24 protein-coding genes are annotated in these 22,373 nt (G+C 42.4%); 7 read left to right on the top strand and 17 right to left on the bottom strand.

Annotated features, from left to right (window positions below):
- Positions 1-54 precede the first annotated feature (54 nt).
- The 5 genes from hemW to gpr form a co-directional block, all read right to left on the bottom strand.
- Positions 55-1,194, bottom strand: a complete 1,140-nt coding sequence (hemW, locus tag E4663_RS04395; RefSeq protein ID WP_079479611.1) for a radical SAM family heme chaperone HemW — start codon at positions 1,192-1,194, stop codon at positions 55-57.
- Positions 1,195-1,268: 74 nt separating this feature from the next.
- Positions 1,269-3,083, bottom strand: coding sequence for a translation elongation factor 4 (lepA, locus tag E4663_RS04390; protein ID WP_079479610.1), 1,815 nt, complete (start codon positions 3,081-3,083; stop codon positions 1,269-1,271).
- Positions 3,084-3,190: 107 nt separating this feature from the next.
- The gene (locus tag E4663_RS04385) at positions 3,191-3,457 is read right to left on the bottom strand and encodes a hypothetical protein (protein WP_135326787.1); all 267 of its coding nucleotides are present in this window, start codon (positions 3,455-3,457) and stop codon (positions 3,191-3,193) included.
- Between the two features lie 5 nt (positions 3,458-3,462).
- Complete coding sequence (spoIIP, locus tag E4663_RS04380) at positions 3,463-4,605, bottom strand: stage II sporulation protein P (protein ID WP_079479608.1); 1,143 nt, start codon at positions 4,603-4,605, stop codon at positions 3,463-3,465.
- A 79-nt stretch (positions 4,606-4,684) separates the two neighbouring features.
- Complete coding sequence (gpr, locus tag E4663_RS04375; protein WP_135326786.1) at positions 4,685-5,776, bottom strand: GPR endopeptidase; 1,092 nt, start codon at positions 5,774-5,776, stop codon at positions 4,685-4,687.
- A gap of 157 nt (positions 5,777-5,933) precedes the next feature.
- On the opposite strand from gpr, the gene rpsT reads away from it, so the two are divergent.
- Complete coding sequence (gene rpsT, locus E4663_RS04370) at positions 5,934-6,194, top strand: 30S ribosomal protein S20 (RefSeq protein WP_079479606.1); 261 nt, start codon at positions 5,934-5,936, stop codon at positions 6,192-6,194.
- A 96-nt stretch (positions 6,195-6,290) separates the two neighbouring features.
- On the opposite strand, the gene holA is transcribed toward rpsT, so the two are convergent.
- Complete coding sequence (gene holA / locus E4663_RS04365) at positions 6,291-7,286, bottom strand: DNA polymerase III subunit delta (protein ID WP_135326785.1); 996 nt, start codon at positions 7,284-7,286, stop codon at positions 6,291-6,293.
- 343 nt (positions 7,287-7,629) lie between these two features.
- On the opposite strand from holA, the gene E4663_RS04360 reads away from it, so the two are divergent.
- Positions 7,630-7,764 carry a YqzM family protein gene (locus tag E4663_RS04360; protein ID WP_079479604.1) on the top strand — a complete coding sequence of 45 codons (135 nt, stop codon included), beginning with the start codon at positions 7,630-7,632 and terminating at the stop codon, positions 7,762-7,764.
- A gap of 54 nt (positions 7,765-7,818) precedes the next feature.
- Here E4663_RS04360 and E4663_RS04355 read toward each other — a convergent pair whose 3' ends face one another.
- The 3 genes from E4663_RS04355 to E4663_RS04345 form a co-directional block, all read right to left on the bottom strand.
- Positions 7,819-10,065, bottom strand: coding sequence for a DNA internalization-related competence protein ComEC/Rec2 (locus tag E4663_RS04355; protein ID WP_135326784.1), 2,247 nt, complete (start codon positions 10,063-10,065; stop codon positions 7,819-7,821).
- Positions 10,062-10,628: a ComE operon protein 2 gene (locus tag E4663_RS04350; protein WP_079479602.1), complete on the bottom strand. Its 567-nt coding sequence runs from the start codon at positions 10,626-10,628 to the stop codon at positions 10,062-10,064. The genes E4663_RS04355 and E4663_RS04350 overlap by 4 nt, the downstream gene beginning before the upstream one ends.
- Before the next feature lie 62 nt (positions 10,629-10,690).
- Positions 10,691-11,248 (bottom strand): helix-hairpin-helix domain-containing protein, encoded by a 558-nt coding sequence (locus E4663_RS04345; RefSeq protein WP_135326783.1) that lies wholly within the window; start codon positions 11,246-11,248, stop codon positions 10,691-10,693.
- 74 nt (positions 11,249-11,322) lie between these two features.
- Between E4663_RS04345 and comER the strand changes: the two genes are divergently transcribed.
- Complete coding sequence (gene comER, locus E4663_RS04340) at positions 11,323-12,132, top strand: late competence protein ComER (protein WP_135326782.1); 810 nt, start codon at positions 11,323-11,325, stop codon at positions 12,130-12,132.
- A gap of 219 nt (positions 12,133-12,351) precedes the next feature.
- Here comER and E4663_RS04335 read toward each other — a convergent pair whose 3' ends face one another.
- The 8 genes from E4663_RS04335 to E4663_RS04300 are packed head-to-tail and all read right to left on the bottom strand — an operon-like array spanning position 12,352 to position 17,377.
- A complete protein-coding gene (locus E4663_RS04335; RefSeq protein ID WP_241657103.1) occupies positions 12,352-13,080 on the bottom strand; it encodes a class I SAM-dependent DNA methyltransferase in 729 nt (242 codons plus the stop codon).
- Positions 13,081-13,082: 2 nt separating this feature from the next.
- Entirely contained in the window at positions 13,083-13,436 is a 354-nt protein-coding gene (gene rsfS, locus E4663_RS04330) for a ribosome silencing factor (protein ID WP_079479598.1), read from the bottom strand.
- Between the two features lie 40 nt (positions 13,437-13,476).
- Complete coding sequence (gene yqeK, locus E4663_RS04325; protein WP_135326781.1) at positions 13,477-14,037, bottom strand: bis(5'-nucleosyl)-tetraphosphatase (symmetrical) YqeK; 561 nt, start codon at positions 14,035-14,037, stop codon at positions 13,477-13,479.
- The gene (locus tag E4663_RS04320) at positions 14,021-14,599 is read right to left on the bottom strand and encodes a nicotinate-nucleotide adenylyltransferase (protein ID WP_135326780.1); all 579 of its coding nucleotides are present in this window, start codon (positions 14,597-14,599) and stop codon (positions 14,021-14,023) included. Before E4663_RS04320 ends, yqeK begins: the two co-directional genes overlap by 17 nt.
- Before the next feature lie 12 nt (positions 14,600-14,611).
- Complete coding sequence (gene yhbY / locus E4663_RS04315) at positions 14,612-14,902, bottom strand: ribosome assembly RNA-binding protein YhbY (protein ID WP_079479595.1); 291 nt, start codon at positions 14,900-14,902, stop codon at positions 14,612-14,614.
- Between the two features lies 1 nt (position 14,903).
- Complete coding sequence (aroE, locus tag E4663_RS04310) at positions 14,904-15,740, bottom strand: shikimate dehydrogenase (RefSeq protein WP_135326779.1); 837 nt, start codon at positions 15,738-15,740, stop codon at positions 14,904-14,906.
- Between the two features lie 12 nt (positions 15,741-15,752).
- A complete protein-coding gene (yqeH, locus tag E4663_RS04305; protein WP_135326778.1) occupies positions 15,753-16,853 on the bottom strand; it encodes a ribosome biogenesis GTPase YqeH in 1,101 nt (366 codons plus the stop codon).
- Positions 16,853-17,377 carry a YqeG family HAD IIIA-type phosphatase gene (locus tag E4663_RS04300; protein ID WP_079479592.1) on the bottom strand — a complete coding sequence of 175 codons (525 nt, stop codon included), beginning with the start codon at positions 17,375-17,377 and terminating at the stop codon, positions 16,853-16,855. The genes yqeH and E4663_RS04300 overlap by 1 nt, the downstream gene beginning before the upstream one ends.
- A 391-nt stretch (positions 17,378-17,768) precedes the next feature.
- On the opposite strand from E4663_RS04300, the gene sda reads away from it, so the two are divergent.
- From sda to E4663_RS04280, 4 genes are all read left to right on the top strand, one after another.
- Complete coding sequence (gene sda / locus E4663_RS04295; RefSeq protein ID WP_079479591.1) at positions 17,769-17,936, top strand: sporulation histidine kinase inhibitor Sda; 168 nt, start codon at positions 17,769-17,771, stop codon at positions 17,934-17,936.
- Between the two features lie 277 nt (positions 17,937-18,213).
- Positions 18,214-20,553, top strand: coding sequence for a Na+/H+ antiporter subunit A (locus tag E4663_RS04290; RefSeq protein ID WP_079479590.1), 2,340 nt, complete (start codon positions 18,214-18,216; stop codon positions 20,551-20,553).
- 2 nt (positions 20,554-20,555) lie between these two features.
- Complete coding sequence (locus E4663_RS04285; RefSeq protein WP_079479589.1) at positions 20,556-20,894, top strand: Na(+)/H(+) antiporter subunit C; 339 nt, start codon at positions 20,556-20,558, stop codon at positions 20,892-20,894.
- The gene (locus tag E4663_RS04280) at positions 20,887-22,371 is read left to right on the top strand and encodes a Na+/H+ antiporter subunit D (RefSeq protein ID WP_079479588.1); all 1,485 of its coding nucleotides are present in this window, start codon (positions 20,887-20,889) and stop codon (positions 22,369-22,371) included. The genes E4663_RS04285 and E4663_RS04280 overlap by 8 nt, the downstream gene beginning before the upstream one ends.
- Positions 22,372-22,373 lie beyond the last annotated feature (2 nt).

The raw sequence follows: 22,373 nt of genomic DNA, 5'->3' as shown, positions 1-22,373 counted from the left end.
CTAATAATAAATTATCAAATGGGTTTTAGGTTGTCAACGGTTAACCTCTGAAATCTACTCGTCTAATAAAAATTCCTGGAAAACTTCATTACCGAGAATTCTTCCTCTAGGAGTGAGGGAGAGGAATCCTTTCTCTTCTTGGACGAGTTTACGCTCTTTAAGCTTAGGAATTGCCTGACCGAACACATCCACCATCTCTCTATCATACTTGTGCTTGAATGAAGACAGAGATACGCCTTCCGTCTTTCGCAAACCAAGAAACATCTCTTCTTCCATTTGCTCTTTTAGTCCAACGGGCTCTTCGTGAAGAATCGGCTTTCCATCTGCCATTGCCTGTTTCGTATAAGCTGGCAGTGGGCGAATGTTGATTGTGCGTTTGCCAGGGAGATAACCGTGTGCACCTGCTCCGATACCGAAATAATACTCGTTATTCCAGTATGTCAGATTGTGTTTACTTTCAAACCCAGGCTTTGCAAAGTTACTGATCTCGTATTGATCAACACCTGCTCTTGAGAGCTTTCGCTGAAGAAGTTCATACATCTCTGCCTCGTCTTCTTCAGGTGGCTTAATAAGCGTGCCTTTTTTGTAACGTTGATAAAATATGGTCTTCGGTTCGATTTGAAGCGAATAAGAAGAGTAGTGCGGGAGATCAAACTGCATCGCTTCATCAATCGTTTTCTCGAAGTGTTCAACCGTCTGTCCAGGTAGAGCATACATAAGGTCGATGCTCACATTGGTAAGCCCAGCCTGCACAAGGCGATCAACGTTGGTGTACACATCTTTAACGCGATGAACACGACCGATTTCTTCGAGCATTTGATCATCAAACACTTGGACACCTAAGGAAATCCTGTCTACCCCATATTCCTTCAATAACCGAACTTTTTCCTCATCCAAGTCACCAGGGTTTGCCTCGAAGGTGTATTCTTCGCATGATGCCACATCAAAATGCTCGTCAATCATCTTGAGCAATCTCTTTAATTGGGAGTGGTTCACAGCTGTCGGTGTTCCACCTCCTACAAATATGGTTTTCACTTTAGCTTTTTCCAATGGGATATACGTATGGATTTCGTTCTCGAGCGCCTCCAGATACTCATCAGCTAGTCGCTCATTATAGAAAAACTTCGTAAAATCACAGTAGTGGCAGATCTGCTGGCAGAATGGGATGTGGATATATGCGGATGAAATTGTCATGGTTGTTCCACCTTTCATAAGGAAAACCGCAAGAGGGATTCTCCTGCGGCTTTAGATATCTTGTTCCTGTTCAATTAATCTTCATTCAAATCAAGTACGGACATAAAGGCTTCTTGAGGCACTTCGACAGAACCAACCATCTTCATGCGCTTCTTACCTTCTTTTTGTTTTTCAAGAAGCTTCCGTTTACGTGAGATGTCTCCTCCATAACACTTGGATAAGACATTCTTACGCATCGCTTTGATGGTAGTACGAGCAACTATTTTATTTCCGATTGCAGCTTGGATTGGTACTTCGAACTGCTGTCTCGGAATTAGTTCTTTCAGTTTCTCAGCGATCAGCTTACCACGTTCGTATGCAAAGTCTCTGTGGACGATGAACGACAACGCATCAATCGTATCACCGTTCAAGAGAATATCCATCTTCACAAGGTTGGACGAGCGATACCCGATCAATTCATAATCGAAGGAAGCATACCCTTTAGTCTGTGACTTCAAGGAATCGAAGAAGTCATAAACAATCTCGGATAGAGGGATCTCATAGACGATATTCACACGGTTGTCATCAAGGTACTGCATGTCAAGGAAGTTTCCTCGTTTACGTTGACAGATCTCCATAACAGGACCGACGTAATCGTTTGGTACCATAACCGTCGCTTTAACGAAAGGCTCTTGAACTTCCTCAAGCTTCTGGTTATCTGGCATCATAGACGGGTTATCGACGTCCACTTCTGTACCATCTGTTTGGGTAACTTTATAGATTACGCTAGGTGCGGTCGTGATCAGATCGATTTTGTACTCACGTTCAATACGTTCCTGGATAATTTCCATGTGCAACATTCCTAAGAAGCCACAACGGAACCCAAATCCAAGTGCCTGAGACGTCTCCGCTTCAAATTGCAGAGAGGAATCATTCAGTTCCAAGCGCTCAAGCGCATCTCTTAAGTCGTTATATTTATTAGCATCTACCGGGTACATTCCACAGAACACCATCGGATTCATCCGCTTGTAACCTGGCAGTGGTTCTGCTGCAGGGTTATTGGCAAGCGTAATGGTATCTCCGACACGGGAGTCCCCGATATTCTTGATAGATGCCGTCAAATAACCAACATCCCCTACGTTCAATTCTTTAAGTGGGGTTGGGGTTGGGCGGAATACACCAAGTTCGTTGACTTCGAATTCCTTTCCTGTTGCCATCATGCGGATTTTATCCCCGAGTTTGATGGAACCTTCACGAACACAAGTGTAAGCAACGACTCCTCGATAAGAATCGTAAAGGGAATCAAAGATCAAAGCTTTGGTCGGGTCTTTCGCTTCCCCGGCAGGAGCTGGAATATCCGTCACTATGCGCTCAAGAATTTCATCGATACCAATCCCCTGCTTAGCAGAAGCTAGGATTGCATCAGAAGCGTCGATGCCGATTACATCTTCAATCTCTTGTTTAATACGCTCAGGGTCTGCTCCCGGTAAGTCAATTTTATTAATAACTGGGATGATCTCCAAGTCGTTCTCAAGAGCAAGGTAGACGTTCGCTAACGTCTGGGCTTCAATTCCCTGTGCGGCGTCCACGACAAGGATCGCCCCTTCACATGCAGCTAAACTACGGGACACCTCATATGTAAAATCGACGTGTCCAGGTGTATCGATCAAGTGGAACGTGTATTCTTCTCCATCGTTCGCATCGTAACTCAATTGAACAGCATTTAATTTAATCGTGATGCCACGCTCACGTTCAAGATCCATAGCATCTAAGAATTGTTCTTTCATTTCACGTTGTGTGAGAGCTTTCGTTTTTTCTAAGATTCGGTCAGCTAATGTCGATTTGCCGTGGTCGATATGGGCAATAATCGAGAAGTTGCGAACCCTTTGTTGTTTTGATTGACTAGTCAACTTACATCACTCCTACTAATTTCGGCACAATTAACTAGCCTGATTATAGCAATAGCTGCCGCATTATTCAATGTTTACCCGAAATGACTAATCAATCGGCAACACCTTCAAAAAGAAAACATTTCTGAGAAAACAACCACAATTCCGTTAAATGTTACAGCAATCCCTTCTCCAATCCCCCCTGCTAACCGAGATATCCATGGCACGCTTTCATTGCTTTCAGGTGGGAGGCAATCCTGTTCATCCCTTGTATCAGGAGACGTAACTTCTACGGGTACGTCTCCTGTTTCTTTTTGTTGGTTTTTTTCAATTCCGTACAAGGCCCCTGAAAAGAATAAGGCAACCGCCAATACGACAAGCACTATCCCTTTCATCCCCCTCATTCTCCTGACACCTTCTCATCTTCATACATGTAATCAGCAAACACTTCAGCGAAAATATCGGCTGATCGGTACAGTTCGTCCAGGTTGTTATATACTCCACCGAATTCGATTAAGATCGCATTCGGATTCAAGTCCTGATTGTAAACTCCGTCAACTCCAGAACCTTTCTTCGTTATTACTCCTCGGCTGATACCTGGATACTCTTCTTCCAGTCGCTTATGCATTTCCGATGCAAACGCCAAGTTCTCCTCATAATTCGGATGCTCCGCGCCAATGACAAAAGCAAAACGTGCATAGTCTTTGCCATTAATAGTCGTTGTCGTATGCTTTCTGTCGATACTGTCGCGGTGAAGATCAAAGTAATAAGTAAGAGAGTCGTATTTATTCATCGCTTCCTCAACTACCGGGCGTGCTGCATCGTAAGAACGATAATGCTGCCAGCCGTTCGTACGTAATATATCAGCAAAGTTCGTAGTTTCTACCCTAGTTCCGATTCCTTTATCTTCAAGGCTCTTGCCAAGGCGTTCTCCAACTAGCGTGATGTTTACTTTTCCATCGTAAGCTGTCGACTCATCAGGTAAATGCGGATAAAAAGATTCCTCATTATGCGTATGGTACACATACACCTTGTCTTCCCCGATCGTCGGTTTGTCTTCCTGATCCTTCTTCTCCTCCTCTAACTCCCCAGCTTCCCCTCTCTCGTCAACATTCAATGGAGGCTCTGATTCAATCGGCAGAGTTGTATAATCTGTCCCTTTACCTGCAATGATGATATGACTGTTATACGAGGACAGCCCTGGAATCTCGCGCCCGAGTAAGCTCCTAGGGTCGTTCGGTGTTAAACTCGTCAACAACTGGAACGTCAAGTTTGAAAAAGTAGGAAGCTTCTCTCCATCTGGATGGGCGCTCTTGAAAATCCTGTTTTCCATTTCGAACAAATAAATAAACGATTTGCCTTCTAGTTTAGTCGTAATGTGCTGAATGGTACCTGAATATAAACGGTAAGTGCTCTGTGCTCCTGTTAATAGTCCAATGCCTATAAAAAGAACGAGCAATACAGCTACTCCGGCAGTAAGTAATTTCGTCCATGTTTTCAGAGGACTGTACTTCTTCTTTCCCCATCGTTGAAACCGACGCATAAAAAAATCCTCCCCATACGAACTCTATCTAGTAAATCGTATGAGAGAGGGATATTTAATAGAACTCTATTCTATTTTTTTATCTGGAGTAGGATTGAGCTTCTCCATCTTCAATTCCTGGGTGCAAGGCACCGTTGATACCTGTCGCTATGACGTGAGACATGTCCTTCATGAACCCGTCCACTTCTTTCGGTGTGACCATTAGATTATGTCCTAATGGAGTAAGCACTTCCTTAATCAACTGCTTCTTCTCTGCCCCACTAAGCTGGCCGAACATACCGAGGACTGCCTGACTTTGTTCCTCATTAGGCAAGTCTTCTTCAGTCAGCTCTTTTCTCTCAAATGGATTCATAGCTGGAGATAGAGCGTTAGACGGAGCGTCCTTCTCCCTCCATTCTCTACCAAAATGCTTAAGAACGTAATCAACGGTATCGCTCGTAATCGTTACTGCATCGACAACAGTAGGTACACCAATAGAGATGACAGGTATGCCGTACGTTTCCTTACTAATTTCCTTTCTCTTATTCCCGATTCCCGAGCCAGGATGAATGCCCGTGTCAGACAATTGGATGGTTGCATTGATCCGATCAATCGACCTTGAAGCAAGGGCATCAATGACAATTACGAAATCAGGGTTCACTTCTTTGATAATTCCATGCACCATATCACTTGTCTCCACCCCAGTAGTTCCCATCACACCAGGTGTAACAGCAGAGACTGGTCGGTAACCTTCTGATACCGTTTCCGGGTGAAGCCTGAACAAATGACTAGTGACCAGGACTTTATCTGTAACTAACGGGCCTAGAGAATCAGGTGTAATATGATGGTTGCCTAGACCGACTACTAGCCCACTTTGTTCTTCCGTCACCCCTACATCCTGCAGAAGCTTCCTCAACTGTCCTGAAAGCACCTTAGCAAGATTAGCCTGAAGCTGAGTATCTTGCTTCCTGATGGCTTGGGAGTCCAGCGTAATATAATGACCCGCTTTCTTTCCAATTCGCTCTGCTCCTGTTTCATCTACCGTCACATACGTAATCTTAATATCATCTTTTTGGTTTTCATGCACTTTCACTCCGTCTGAATCTGAAGAAGAGGGGTCATCCCTGACGTCCATTTCTTGAGCTTCCACAGCCAAATCTGTTCGAACGGAATATAAATCCTTCTCTTTCATACCCATTCCTCCTTGATTCCATTTTTTCCTTTTGAGAATAAAACTATGCAAATCTATGCAAGGATGAATATATCTATTGAAAAGGTCTCCGTGCTCTGGTAAAATGTCTCTTGTTCGATATGAATCAGTTTTTTGTTTTTACCTAGGAGGTGAAACTATGCCTAACATTAAATCAGCTAAAAAGCGCGTACGTGTAAACAACGATGCTCGTTCTCTAAACGCAGCATTCAAATCTGACATGCGTACAGCCGTGAAACGTGTTGAAACACTAGTTGCTAACAAAGATGCAGACACTGCTAAAGATGCTCTTCAAACTGCAGTTAAGAAAATTGACAAAGCAGTTCAACGTGGTGCTCTTCACAAAAACAACGGCAACCGCAAAAAATCTCGCCTGACTAAACAAGTTAACGCATTATAATAGTCGGTATTTATGACCAACAAGCGATCCGTCACCTTTTGATTGGGTCGTTTTTCATTTAAAAAAACGCCGTCCCTTTTTGGGACCGGCGTTTTTTTATGCGTGCTTTTTGACTTGTATTAATCGGTATAGTAATAGTTCAAATGCTAGCGACTTTTCCATCTTGCCTTGTTTCAGAACATGGTCCGTCTCAGCTAATTGATCCATTATATGATTCAATTCACCTTGGGTAAAGAACCGCTCTCTTTTCAGAGCCATTTTAATTACATACGGGTGTGCCTTGATATAATTGCGCATTTGGTTTTGAGCATAACCTTTTTGTTTAAGCACTTTCGCTTGGCTTATGATTCGGAACTGGGAAGCAAGCAGCGCTGTTAGTGCAATCGGCTCTTCATTCAACTTTTCTAAATCCTTGTATAATCGAATTGCTCGATTCAAGTCGCGCTCCATCACGGCATCCACCAATTTCAATCCAGATGCTTCTGCGCTATGAGAAAGAAGCTGTTCCGCTAACTCACGAGTAACGACGCCACCTCCCCCTACATTCAGAGCCAATTTCTCCATCTCGCTTCTCAATGCCATAAGGTTTGTACCTATTTCACTTGAGAACAATTCATAAATATCTTCTGGAATGACAATATGTAATTCATCAGCGATGGTTTTGATCCATTTGTCAATGTCCCATTCTTTCACCGGTTGGCAGGATATGACTTCGCCCTGCTTCTTTAACTGCTTAAACATTTTCTTCCGCTCATCTAACTTTTCATACTGTGCAATGATAATAAGAACTGTGTGGCCTGCTGGTTCGTTAACATACTGAAGCAAAGAATCCACATCATGTTCAAAGGAAAGTTTATCTGGTTTCGCTTTAAGGAAAACTGGATTATAAGCAATTACGATTTTTTTCTCGCCTAAAAAAGGGAAGGTTTCCGCATCGGTTACGACATCTTCAATAGGGACTTCTTCCAAGTCGTATTGGGAAATATTGAATTCCTGATCCTCTTTGCTAAGCGTTTTTTCAATGATTTTGTTTTTGTTTTCCTGTATTAGATAAGATTCTTCTCCATATAATAAATATACGTGTGATTTCACTGTTTTGACCCTCTCAAAAAAGAATACGGCGCCCCGGATAATCGGGACGTCAGTGTCACTATTTTATGGTGCCTTTTAGTTTCTGTCAAAGAGTGACACCGATTGAACGCCGTATCCACCATCTATATAAACGCCATACGAGAAGCCCCGGACGCTTCTCGAGAGGACGATGTTTTCCCTCTCGTTCTGTTAGTTTGACCGACAAACGGAGAATTATCTGTGACAAGTCTTGCTAGCAGTGGCAACTCGTTGGGCAGAGAGGAAATTCGAATTCCTTCAAGTTGATTGTAGATTTTTACCGTGTAATCATCTATACTTAAAATTGGATATAGGAGGGGTAACAATGAACGAATTCAAGAAGGATATTCAGTCCAAAACTAATGACGTTATCGACTCTGGGTTAGGGTTTGTATTCTCATTCGTTTTCTTCTTCGTCATTTTCTTTATCGGAGTTGTGTTTTCCGTAATTGGACAATAAGAATACTTAACTAAGAAGGCTGCTGCGGCAGTCTTTTTTATTTTTCCTGTATAGTTATCTGTTTGCATTATACGAAAGGAAGGACGAAAACGTTCCAGATTGCCCAGAAAAAGTATATATTACCGCTCCTTCCCGGCTTGTCTGATAAATAAGAATTCCACGGTCCTCCAACCGGTCCACTACGGCCTGATGAGGATGACCATAACGATTGTTACGACCAGCAGAAATTAATGCAACCTCGGGATTTATCCGGCGGATCCATTCTTCTGACGTCGAAGTATCACTTCCGTGGTGGGCAACTTTCAATACGTCTGCCTCCATTACTTTTTGTTGTTCCATCAGGTCCGCTTCTACGTCTACAGATATATCACCTGTAAACATCCACGACTTTCCTCCGATTTCACTTGATAAAACAATCGAATTATCATTCGGGTTTCCGGCATCAACCTTTGGATGAAGAACCTTCCAAATCTGTCCATTAATTTCTAATTCTTCCCCTGCACTCACTCTTGTCACCTCTACATTTAATTCCGTTACGGGATAATAAGGGTGGACAATCAATTTCTTCACGTTGACATCTCTAATCAGTGAAGGAACGCTTCCATTGTGATCACCATCTTCATGTGTCACAATCACCGCGTCTACACTGGTTATACCTTTCGACTTGAGAAAGGGAAGTATGATTTCATCCGCCGTTTTTGACCGGTTTTCTAGGAACGAAGGTGGCCCACCAGCATCAATCAGGATAACGCCTCTTCTGTAAGGTAATTCAACTACAAACGCATCTCCTTGACCGATATCAAGCATCGTGACAGTCCCTTTAGGCGAAAAATAAGGAAGAGAACTTACCGCCATTAGAAGGGCAACAAACAATGCTCCATTCAACGAAGCCCGCTTAAGCTCTTGTCTACTCCAAGAAGCCATCAAATACATAAAGGAAAGAAACAGCAACATAATCCATATAGGAGGTACTTCCCCGACTACCCATGATAATCGAAAAGGTTGTGCAACAATCTCTGCAAACTCCAATACAAATCCGTGAACACTCCCGAACAGATCGGAAAAAAACAAAGAAGCTCTTGGCCAAACAACAGCCATGAGAACAAGAAGAATGCTTATCGGAATCACAATAAAGGAGAAATAAGGCACAAGAATCAAATTCGCAAGCAATGAAATCGGGTTGAATTCATAAAAGTAATGAAGTTGGAGCGGTAAAATGGAAAGTTGACTAATCAGACTGATTTGCGCAGATTGCAGCCAGACGTTATCCGTTTGCCTGAATATAGGGGCAGACAGGATGAGGCTGAAGGTTACTAAGAAGGAGAACTGAAAACCTATCGAAGAGTAACTATACGGTGAAACGAGCAAAAGCGTGAGAGCAGTAATCGAGAGTATATCTACTATAGGGATTTTGATCTTTAGAAAAACGAGGAAAAGAATTAAAGTGGCCATGATTGAAGCACGCAGGACAGATGGTTCACCACCAGCTATAAAGGCATAAAGAGGAATCAACAGCACCAGAAATATACGAGCTTGTTCTACTGTACCAACCCCGGTCCTGATCATCACCAGATACACTCCCGCTATGAACAATCCGACGTGTAGACCAGAGATAGCTAAGATATGGGACAAATTAAAGTCTCGGAACCATTCTACAGTCCCTTGATCAAGCTGTTTTTGGTCGCCGAACACTAATGCAGCGATCCAAACAAAGGTATCCTCAGAAACTGATCTTTCTACTGTTAGAATCAAATTTTGACGTATTTCATACAAGCGGTTAAAAGGCGATTGCCCATGACATCTGATATGATCTACATTCTCAACGACCAGTTGAGAAAACACACCTTGCGATGCCATATATTTACGAAAATCAAATTGACCAGGATTGGGGGCATAAGGAATTTCACTTTTTTCGTCTTCGATGGAACAAGTAGCCCCGAGCTTCCATGAATCAGGAGCATGATCGAGTTCTTCTGGAAAATAACTAACAAGTGTCTTTAATTTTGTTTCAGGCTCTTGTACAATCATTTCGAAATAATCATCTTGAGACTTTATACTTTGAACGGTAACAGAGGATGAGAAAGTGCTGGAGGATGTGGGTGGAGCAGTTGGAGGTGCTAAATAGTTGTAGCCTAATAGTAGGGACGACGTCAAAGTGAGTAGCAATATACGTTGTTGTCGGAACTTGGCGACCCATATGACCCCTATTACGATCAACAGGATTTGTTCTGTGTCGTTTAGGCGAACTATCCCCCCGCCGATAGCAAAAGCTAGGACAGGGAGGTGAAGTTTGCCTTTCATGTGCGTTGTTCAAGCGGAACTTTAAATAATCGGTTCGCCTTGTTTTTCAGCGCTTCAACATCTGCATCACCATGGGACTCCAGTTGATGGATAAGTTCCTGGACAAGTTGTTGTTGTTCATAGTAAACGGGGTCTACTTGAAGAGCGACTTTCTTCGTTCTTACACCAGCCTGTTGAAGGAGTTCAGTTGCATATGGATCATTTTTGTAGTCTTCGCTATAGTACACTGCTTTGATTCCTGCTTGAATAATCGCTTTCGTACAATGGATACAAGGGAAATGGGTGACATAGATCTCCGCCCCCTCCGTTGCAACGCCGAACTTTGCACATTGTAGCAATGCATTCATCTCGGCATGGATGGTTCTGACACAGTGGCCATCTACTACATGGCACCCTTCGTCGATACAGTGTACTCCCCCTGTCACACTTCCATTATAACCACCAGCAATCATCCGCTTCTCTCGGACAACAACTGCTCCGACAGCTAACCGCTCACAAGTGCTTCTAGACTTCAATAAATAACTTTGTGCCATGAAATATTGGTTCCAAGAAATCCTATCCATTATGTAACCCCCTACGATTTTTCATTCAGTTTACCCCTCGACTCAACATTCGTCAAACTTCACTAAGGTATGCGAACCTCTTCGGCCATCCCCTCTAAAGTCTTTTCCCCGATGCCAGAAACGTCTAGTAACTCTTCGACGGATTGAAAAGGCCCGTTTTCCTCACGATAATCAAGAATGGCTTGTGCTTTGGAGGGACCGATTCCCGGGAGTGTTTGTATTTCATCAAGAGACGCCTGGTTTAATCTTATCTGCTCAGATTGAGGAGCTCCTTGATCACTCTCCTCGTTTTTCTTCATTACTAATACGACCATCTCATCCTGCAGAACTTGAGCTAAATTCACACTTTGAGGATCTGCATTTTCTGTCATACCACCAGCTAAAGTCACGACATCGTTAACTCTCATTCCTTCTTCAACGTCATAAACACCAGGATTAATCACTTCCCCTTTTACATCCACTTTCATATTTTCACTTACCGTATCTACCTTCTCTACCGATTCAGATTCTTGCTTTTGATTCGGAGCATCTGAAACAGCTGTACCCTCAGATTGACTAAAAATAAATACACAAACCAGAACTAACCCTGCAATCCATCCGTATCGTTTAACGATATGCATAGCATGACCTCTTCTCATAATTAGTTGCAAATTGGAATAAGAATATGGGAGTAACCTTCAAAGGAGGGATTCCATTGAAATGGGGAATCATTGGGACGGGAAATATGGGGAGTATGTTAACAACTTCCCTGATTAGGAGTGGAGCTGCTCAAGCCGATGAGATTACCATTTACAACCGTTCATCTAAAAAAACGGCGAAGCTTAAAGAGGCTTTCGAAGATCTGGACGTTGCTAAGACACTACCTGCTCTTTGCAAAGCGTGTGACATAGTATTTATTTGTGTAAAGCCTCATGATTACAAATCCATTATCGAACAAGTAGAAGGAGAATTACACGAACACCATTGTGTCGTTTCGATTACAAGTCCGGTCTCTGTAGAAGAACTGGAAGAAAAACTCTCTTGCCAAGTGGCAAGGGTTGTTCCCTCTATCACAAACCATGCCCTCGCTGGGGTAAGCTTGTTTACATTTGGAAGCAGAATATCAACAGACAATCAAAAGCTCTTAAGAGAAGCCTTTCACCATTTCTCTACACCTGTTGAAGTAGAAGAAGCTCATATCAGAGTATCTTCTGACATTGTTTCTTGTGGGCCGGCATTTGTTAGTTTCTTATTAAAAGAATGGATCTCTGCTGCGAATCGTGTAGCGGGAATTTCTGAAGAAAAGGCTACTCAGTTGACGGAACAGATGATTGTAGGGTTAGGGGAGTTATTTTCACAAGAAATTTTCACGTTGGAAGAGTTGATGGAGAAAGTGACGGTAAAAGGCGGAGTTACTGGTGTCGGGTTACAAGCTTTAGAAGATCACACTGGAGAATTATTCGTAGAAATGTTTAAAGCGACTCAAGCAAAGCACAGAGAAGATAAGCAATCCATCGAGCTATAAATGATTATATTCGACAAAACTGTGTAAAATCCTGCTCAGAAAATGGAACATACTAAAGAATCAAGCATAGCATATTCAAGGAAACAGGCAGAGGCTGGGTATGCCCGGTCTCTGTTAAGTATTGAAAAAACCAGGTCACAAGAATACTCCACATAATTATCGCTCCTTTTACATAAAACGGACATGAAAAAGGAACGAAATCATATTAGATTTCGTTCCTTATGGTTTTTGGCAAACGAAGAAGAGACGATCCCCGTCGGAATGAGGGGCAGTTTGAAAATCAGCAGAAACTTGTTTAATGTTGAAACCGGTTTGTTTCAACCACTGCTTTAAATCCTGCAGGTCATAAACTCTTTGCACGTGTTGCTCATCGAAACGTTCGTATGTTGCTCCCTGCTGTACGAAAAACGTTAAGTCATGAACTACTTTGTTCGGTTGGTCTCCCTCATCACAAAACCAGATGAAGGAGACATCATCGTACACCTCAGCAAATGTCTGCCCAAGCAGATGCTGTTCTACATGTTCTACGGAATGGACATCGAATAAGAACAACCCTTGCGGACGTAACGCTTCAAATGCGTTTGCAAATGCTTGTGTCACTTGTTCAGGATCGACAAGATAATTCAACACGTCACAATAACTTACAACGCAGTCATACCCTGTTAACCCTTCTAAATTCGTAATGTCTTGGTGAAGCCACTGTATGGAAGCTGGGGATTTCTGTTGAGCGATAGTAAGCATATCCGAAGAGAGATCAACTCCAGTAACTCGGAATCCATCCTCATGGAGTCGCCTTGTAATCTCCCCCGTGCCGCAGCCTAGATCTAATATAGACGAAGCACCGGGAAGGTACGCATTGATCATCTCTCGAGTGTACGACTGCCAATGGGCATATGGTGCATCTTCCATCAAACGGTCGTACACATGTGCCATTTGATTGTAACTCACAATCAGCTACCTAATCCTTCTATTTGAACCGTATCAGCATCGCCCCAAAGGCGCTCCAAGTTATAATAGTGACGCTCATCTTTGTGGAAAATGTGGCATACGACCCCATTTAAATCGACAAGGATCCAGCGAGCTTGATCAAAGCCCTCCATACGCTTGACATCAATTCCATGCTCATCTGCTTGTTGTTTCAGTTCTCTTGCAATAGCTTGAACTTGTCGTTCATTAGACCCTTCGCAAATTAAGAAATAATCTGCTATTAGAGATACATCACTCATATCTAGAACAACAATATCATTTGCTCTTTTCTCATCGCACGCTTGTGCAGCTAAATTCACTAATTCTTTACTTTCCATAGTCTTCCTCCCTTATTTCTTTCTGCTATCTCTTTCTTTATTATATGAAATCATTGTAAGCATGAAACGTATCTGGATAAACCGTCCGCCCTTTTTCAACTAAAAAGACAATCGTGTTCTTCAAAGCTAGAGCACACGCTTCATCAAGGCTCGTCTCTGCCAAGCTCCGAACGTCATCTACACCTGGAAAATCTCTGCCTGGTTCGATGTAGTCCGCTAAAAACACCACTTTATCAAGCTTGCTCATGTGCTTCTTACCTGTTGTATGAGAAGTTATTGCACTGACAACAGCAGCATCATTAAGACCGATCTCCATCTCAAGCATAAGAGCACCTACAGGCCCATGCCATAATTCATGGTGATAATCGAGCAAGTCCTTTGGAAGTCTACGGTCTGTTAGAATCCATCTCTTCATCTCTTCTAAAGGCTTGTATTTAGCATAATCATGCAGAGCTGCTGCAATTTCTGCTTGATATACATCTACTTCAAATCTATCGGCTAATTCCACCGCTTGATTGACCACGCGTACTGTATGTTCGTATCTTGACGTTTTCAAATGAGGCTTCACGTATGCCAAAGCGCCTTCACGAGTTAGGTTCATACAGTTGATGCTCCTTTATATAATCGATTACAGCGTCTGGAGTAAGATAACGGACGCTTTCTTGTTTAGCCAGCTTCTCTCGAATCACACTGGACGAGATTTCTATTAGGGGAATGTTCACTTCATGAACGGAATCGCTTTGATCCTGTTCCCATTGAAAACCCGGTCTCTGCATCCCTATGAACTCAACATATTCCTTTAATTCCTCAATCCTATTCCATTTAGGCAGGTGTTCGACCATATCCCCTCCAATAATGAAATAAAATTGGTGACCTTGGTATTCCTCTTTCAAAAGCTTCATCGTATCCACGGTATAGGAAGTGCCTTTTCTAGTCAGCTCTACATCGCAAATGGAGAAATGAGGATTGTTTTCAATCGCTTTTTTAACCATGGCCAGCCTATCCTCTGATGAAACCGTAGCTTTCTGCTTATGAGGAGGGATGTGAGACGGCAAGAACCATACTTCATCAAGTTCCATCCCCTCATAAGCACATTCTGCCATAATCAGATGTCCCAAGTGAGGAGGATCAAATGTCCCTCCAAGAATCCCAATTCGTTTCATGAGAGGTCTCCTTTATGGCAATTCGATTTGCTTATTTTCGACGGACTCTTTATACAAGATAATGGTGTTGCCTATTACCTGCACAATATGAGCATCCGTCGCTTCTGTGATTTGACGGGCCACTTCGTTTTTATCGTCGAAATTATTTTGGAGGATGCTCACCTTGATGATTTCCCTTTTCTCAAGAGCTTCTCCAATTTGTTTTGTCATATTCTCATTCACACCAGCTTTTCCTACTTGGAAAATTGGCTGCACGTCATGTGAGATGCTTCTTAGATGCTTCTTCTGTTTACTAGTTAACATTCTATACCCCTTTCAGTTTTCTTTCGAACGTATCCATTAATGCTGATGCGTCAGGGTTCGTATCCGTCCAAATCTGAAACGCATAAACAGCTTGTTGTAACAGCATTTCATGGCCAAAGTGCAGCTTAGCGCCTTTCGCTTTGGCCTCGGTTAGAAATGTCGTCTCCATCGGTCGATAGACAATATCACTTACGATCGTTCCTTCTTGCAATTGTGTTAAGGAAATAATAGTTTGTCCATCATTTGGGCTCATTCCGACAGTTGTCGTTTGTATGACTACATCATATTCCGCTAAGTGACGTTCTGCACTCTCTAGATCAAATGCACGAGATCTCACTTCTGTTTTATTTTCATTTATGATTGCTTCAGCTCGGGCTACCGTACGGTTTGCTATATCCACTTGTTCTACTTCCGAATTCAGAAGTGCGAAATAAATACCTCTCGCAGCACCGCCACTTCCCAGCAACAGGATTCTTGTTCCAGGCTGGATAACTTCAGGATAGCGATTAGATAACGAGTGGACAAATCCAGTTCCATCTGTATTAAACCCAACCCATCCCTCATCGGTTCGCTTCACTGTATTCACGGCACCAAGAGCTACTGCGCTACTATCCAAATGATCTAAGTGTGGAATGATCTTCTCTTTGTAAGGAACCGTCACATTGAATCCATCCATTGGTTGCTTCAATAGCTCTTCAATTGATTCTTCAAATGCTTCAGGAGCTAAATCAAATAACTCGTAGCTTCCCTCAAGCCCCTGCTGCGCCATCAAGGCGTGGTGGATCCATGGCGACATAGAGTGACCGACTGGATGGCCGATGAGTCCTAATTTCAACAACGTAAATCCCCCTTAAATGAGTGAATCCCTAAGTGATACTTTCACACCTCTAGGTGCATATGCCGTCACCGTAATGCCTCCTTCAGGAATGGTAACCCACCCTAATCCTGAAAAGACCAAATCGGTTTTATTCTCCTTGATTTTAAACGTATGACTCTCAAGTGGAGGTAGCAAATCCAACGTCTCTTCCCCTGGTGGGGACAGCATTCCACCGAGGTGGTCCTCATATAATGAATCTGCTTTCTCCAGTTTAGTACGGTGAATTGTCATGTCATTCGACAGGTAACAAATGAAAGAACTCCTCTCACCACCAACAAAATCCAGGCGAGCTAGTCCACCGAAGAATAATGTTTGCTCTTCATTCAACTGATAAACTTTTGGTTTGATTTCCTTGTTCGGAGTAATGGTTTTCAAATCTTTATCCGAAACATAGTGAGCCATCTGATGGCGTTGTATGACTCCAGGAGTATCATATAACGAGCTCTCGTCATCCAAAGGAATATCAATGAAACCGAGCGTAGTCCCTGGGAAGTAAGAAGTCGTAATAGCGTCCTTCACACCGGATGTATTAGCAATCAACGTGTTAATAAACGTTGATTTACCTACATTGGTAGTACCGACAACATAAACATCTTTTCCATTGCGGTATTCATCAATCGCCTGAGATAACTCTGTAATCCCTTGATTTTTCTCAGCGGAGATCAGAAAGACATCTTTAACAGACAACCCTTGCTCTTTAGCTGCTTTCTTAAGCCACAACTTTACCTTGCCAGGGTTGACTGACTTCGGCAATACATCCATTTTATTTCCTACAAGAATAACAGGATTGCTTCCTGTATGACGTTTTAAACCAGAGATAAAGCTTCCATTGAAATCAAATATATCGACCAGTTGAACCACAAGTCCTTCGTTTTTACTGATTTGATTAAGCATTTCAAGGAAGTCATCATCTTGATAAGGTACATCCTGCACCTCATTATAGTGTTTCAGGCGGAAGCACCGCTTACATATTATATCTTCGCGCTCAAGGGCTGATGAAGGAGCATACCCGGGTTGTTCAGGATTGGTAGTCTGTATCTCGACTCCACATCCTTGACAGTATATAGCTTCCATTAATCATTTCTCCTTTCCCAAGTAATCTTTCCTCGTTTTCTCATCCAATTGAAGATTCTTCTTTCGACCCTGCGATTGATACGTGTGAAGAATCCATCTGTTTCTACGATCGGAACGACTAAGATGGTGTGAAACCCAGCTAAATTTCCTCCTAGAACATCCGTCAGGAGCTGGTCCCCTATGACTACCACCTCATCTTTATTCAAACCCATCTGCTTTCTGGCCTTCTTGAAAGCCTTCGACAATGGTTTACGAGCACTATAAATAAACGATGCATCTAAGGGCTCAGAGAATAATTTCACTCGTGCCTCTTTATTATTCGATGCAATCGTCACTTGAATGCCGTGGTCGTTCATCTTTTTAAACCATTCTTGTATCTCTGCTGTCGCATCTTTCACATCCCACGCGACCAGTGTGTTATCCAAATCTGTTATTACACCTTTTACACCTTTGTTTTTGAGATCAACCGGGTTGATCTCAAAAACATCTTCTACGTGCTCATTCGGTAGAAAATGATTAAACATATTTATTCACTCCATCTCATCAGGGCAAAATCTCCTTAACCATCATATACAAAAACAAGGGATGTTTCAAAACCTCTTTTTACACACCATGCACGGGTTAGAGCAGAAGTACATAATGTATGTATAGGAACTGTCCATGTTACTTCCTCATAAAAGACCAAAAATCGTTCGACAATTACCGACACTACCACCCTGTGGATAACTTTATGCACAATTTCCACATGATACGATGCTTCTATAGCGCTCGATTTTACATTATTATCAAATAGTTATCTACAAAAGCATGTAGATAACTGTGTGATTGTAGCGTCGTACTGGTCGTGGTAAGGTAATACTACCATCAAAAAAACGTCGTGTTTAAGTTCTGAATGAATTGGGAGGTGGCTGTCACATGAGTGACAGAGGCATGAAGCAACTATCTGATTCCCTGCTAATACAATCTTACCACAAAGCAATAGAACTCAATCTTTCCAGCGAATTTATCAGTCAAATAAAGGATGAACTGAGAGAGCGATCTTTACTGAAAGGCATCGAAGAGCAGACATCACAAGTAAGTTGAACCAGACATGGGTTTGACAAGCTTTGACAAACAAATACAAAAAAGGACTCGCCGGAGGATTCTTCGACGAGTTTTTTTATGATTTTTTTTCTTAGGTTTTTATGTGTCTCTACCTATTTAATAGAGCATACTAAAAATATTGCTTCAACCGATTACCTCAGTATATGACAGTTGAATAATCATGCTTTTTTTGATTACAATTAAATGAATAGAACGTTGGTACGAGCTTAATCAAATAGATCAATGTTGAAACTTAGTCAAGGGAGGAGCCACAAATATGATATGGGCCGTTTTTCTGCCTTTTATTTTGGCGGTTTTCATTCCATTTTTTGATAAATGGAGGCAGCGCATCCATACAGGCTTTATTGTAACGGTTGCACCTATACTTATTTTTATTTATTTTGCTAGATTTATCGGGACAAACTTTGAACCGATCACGAGGAGTTATTCATGGATTCCTTCGTTAGACATAAACCTGGTCTTTCATTTAGACGGTTTAAGTCTCTTGTTTGTGCTGTTAATAAGCGGGATTGGCGCCCTAGTTGCCTTTTATTCGATCTACTATCTAGATAAATCGGAGCAACTGGGACATTTTTATGTGTACTTTCTATTATTTATGGGATCGATGCTTGGCGTTGTCTTATCTGACAATGTCTTCGTTCTTTATAGCTTCTGGGAGTTCACTTCTTTATCATCTTTCCTGCTGATTGGATTTTGGAACTTTAAGAAAGAGTCGAGGTACGGCGCTCTTAAATCGATGCTGATTACAGTATTCGGAGGGTTAAGTCTCTTAGGAGCACTTGTCTTCATGACTATCCTTACAGATACAACTAGTATTCAAGAAATGATCAGTCAGCATCAATTGATTTTGAACAGCGAATACTTTCCTATCATTTTAACTCTGCTGTTATTGGGAGCTTTTACAAAGTCAGCACAGTTTCCATTCCACATCTGGCTGCCAGATGCTATGGAAGCACCGACTCCTGTAAGTGCTTATTTACACTCAGCTACCATGGTAAAAGCAGGAATATATTTGATTGCTCGCTATTCCCCAATGATGTCATCCAATGACTGGTTCTTTATCATAGTTTCTTCTGTCGGTATTGTCACACTTTGCTGGGGGTCTTATATGGCCGTCAGACAAACAGACTTAAAAGGAATTCTTGCCTTTTCTACCATCAGTCAACTTGGAATGATTATGTCTATGCTTGGATTTGGAACAAAGGTTGCTGTTTTTGCAGCTGTCTTCCACATCTTGAACCACGCCACCTTTAAAGGGAGTCTGTTCATGGTTGCTGGAATTGTGGACCACGAAACAGGCACTCGCGATATCCGCAAGCTTGGTGGGTTGATGACATTCCTACCTATCACAGCAACACTCGCACTGTTCGGTACGTTTTCGATGGCAGGGGTCCCTTTACCATTTTTAAATGGGTTCTATAGTAAAGAGTTGTTCTTTGATGCTACATTGCACCTTGATGAGATTGCCAACATGGGACTTGTCGGGTTCGTTAAAGCTACTCTTCCTTACCTTGCTGTCTTTGGAAGCATATTTACTTTTGTTTATTCCATGTACTTCTTCTTCGGCACGTTCCGAGGAAAAGCTCACTTGGACTCTCTACCGAAAAAACCTCATGAAGCACCAATAGGGATGTTGATCTCCCCTATTGTATTAGTTCTTGGGGTGATTGTTATTGGATTGTTCCCTAATATGGTAAACGAACCTTTCATCGCTCATGCTGCGTCTGCCATAAAAGGGATGGAAGTAGAAAAACATGTTTCTTTCTGGCACGGTCCGTTATATCCACCGTTAATCATGTCGATTACAGTACTCGTATTCGGTACAGTGTTGTATCTTGCTAGAAAACAATGGGCACCAGCGTATCGTTTCATTCCTGGTGTGCTCAGTATGAACAAAGTGTACGACGGAGCGGTAGACCGCTTAGAGACATACTCTACAAGCATTACAAAGGGCTATATGAACGGTTCTTTAGGTCGCTATGTACGTTTAGTCTTATCTGCCATTCTGATTGTCACATTCGCTTTTATGGCTGTTACAGGCGGCTTCACAATGGACTTCAGTAATTTAGCGCCACTCTCTCTTCCTGAGATCCTTGTCGCGATTACAATGGTCATAGCCGCTGTCGCAACCATTCTAACGAACAATCGCATTACTGCGATTCTCATTTTGGGTGTTGTCGGATACGGTCTTTCCATGCTGTTTGTTCTATTCCGAGCACCGGACTTAGCGTTAACGCAGCTAATTATTGAAACCGTAACAGTAGCTTTGTTCCTTCTGGTCTTCTACCACTTACCGAAACTACGGAAGAAAGAAGAAGCTACCAGCACTCGTGTGTTGAACTTGATTATCTCTATCGGTTTCGGGGCGCTTATGACAATGATCGCGATATCGTCCCACAGCAGTAAATGGTTCGACTCCATTTCGAGTTATTTCCTTGAGAAGTCACACTCATTAGGTGGAGGCGATAACGTTGTCAACGTCATCCTCGTCGACTTCCGTGGATTAGATACGTTATTTGAGATCGTCGTACTTGGAATTGCTGCGATGGCAATTTACGGTTTAATTAAACTACCAGGTAAAAAGGAGGATAACTAACCATGGAAATATTAATGGCGGTTCTCGCTGGTATTCTGTTTACCACGGGAATCTATAACCTCCTCCAAAAACAATTGTTGCGCATCATTATCGGAACCGGCCTCATTTCACATGGGGCCCACCTCTTCATTTTGACTATGGGGGAACTGAAGCGTGGAGCCCCTCCGATCCTGACAGAGGGTGTGGAAGGGTACACAGACCCTCTGCCACAAGCCTTGATCTTAACATCCATCGTCATTAGCTTTGGTGTAACAAGTTTATTGTTGGTACTTGCATACCGTGCTGCGCAGGTTAATGGGACGGATAATATGGAACAATTGAGAGGTAATGATTATGAGTAATTTAGTTGCACTACCCATCATACTGCCACTGATTGCTGGCATACTGATGGCATTCATTCACAAAAGAACAAAAGTAGTCCGCACCTTATCTCAAGTCTTCGCCGTTCTTCACTTTCTGATGGTAGGCTTTATATTTCTACAGGTGAAAAATAACGGTTCTATAATACTTGAGACCGGCGATTGGGCTGCTCCTTATGGAATCATTTTAGTTGGTGATTTATTGTCGATGACGCTCGTCCTTACGACTAGTGTGATCGGTGTTGCGAGTGTGTTTTTCGCTCCACAGTCGCTTTCTAAACAGCAAGAGGAGTTCTACTTCTACAGTTTCTTCTTCCTGCTGATTGCAGGAGTAAGTGGAGCATTCCTCACGGGAGACTTGTTCAACTTATTCGTATTCTTCGAAGTCCTTCTCATGGCTTCTTACGGGTTGATTGTTCTTGGTAATGGTAAGGTACAACTTAGAGAGTCCATCAAGTACGTATTGATCAACTTATTCTCCTCTATGTTGTTTGTTACTACTATTTCTTTCTTATATTCAGTAGTAGGAACAGTGAACATGGCTCAAATCGCTGAGCGCGTTCGGGAAGTTGAACAACAAGGAATCCTGACAACGATCGGTATCATGTTCTTTTTCGTATTTGCTACAAAAGCGGCAGTATTTCCACTTTATTACTGGTTGCCAAGACCGTACATTTCACCGAATCCGGTAGTCAGCGCCCTGTTCGGTGCCCTATTGACGAAAGTCGGTGTGTACTCGATCTTACGCACTTTCACATTAATGTTTAATCAAGATGTACAGCTAACACACACTTTATTCATTTACTTGGCTGCTCTCACGATGCTATTCGGTGTTATCGGTGCCCTTTCTACGAACAACGTTAAGCTGGTTATTGCCTACAACATCATTCCAGCTGTTGGTTTTATGTTGATGGGAATCGGTATTTTTACAGAAACCGCAATCAGTGGAACCATTTATTACTTAGTGCATGACATGATCATTAAAGCTGCACTGTTCTTTCTAGTCGGTGCACTAGTATATGTAGCAGGAACATCCGACCTTCGAAAAATGGGGGGACTGATTCACCACCACCCACTTCTCGCTTGGCTGTTCTTCATCGCCTCATTGGTTCTAGCAGGAATTCCACCATTCAGTGGATTCATTGGAAAGTTACTGCTCTTACAAGGTGGTCTTTCCCAAGATGAATTGATGATCGTTATCGTTGCGCTCATCTCCAGTCTACTCATCTTGTTCTCTATGATTCGCATCTTTATTCGTGGATTCTGGGGAGAGAAGCAAGAAGACCCGCATCCAGAGCGTAAATGGAGAGGTCTTAAGATGACTTTCCCTGCCGGAGTTCTTCTTGCCTTGTCGATTTTACTTGGGGTCGGCGCAGAGTGGTTTTATCCGACGATCCAGTCCATTTCAGAGTATCTTATGGACCCACAACTCTACATTGATTCTGTGTTAAAGGAGTAGAA

The organism is Halobacillus salinus, assembly GCF_004684905.1.
GTDB classification, from domain to species: domain Bacteria; phylum Bacillota; class Bacilli; order Bacillales; family Halobacillaceae; genus Halobacillus; species Halobacillus salinus.
The sequence above is the reverse complement of the archived record's forward strand: the minus strand, read 5'-3'. Positions and strand labels throughout refer to the sequence as shown.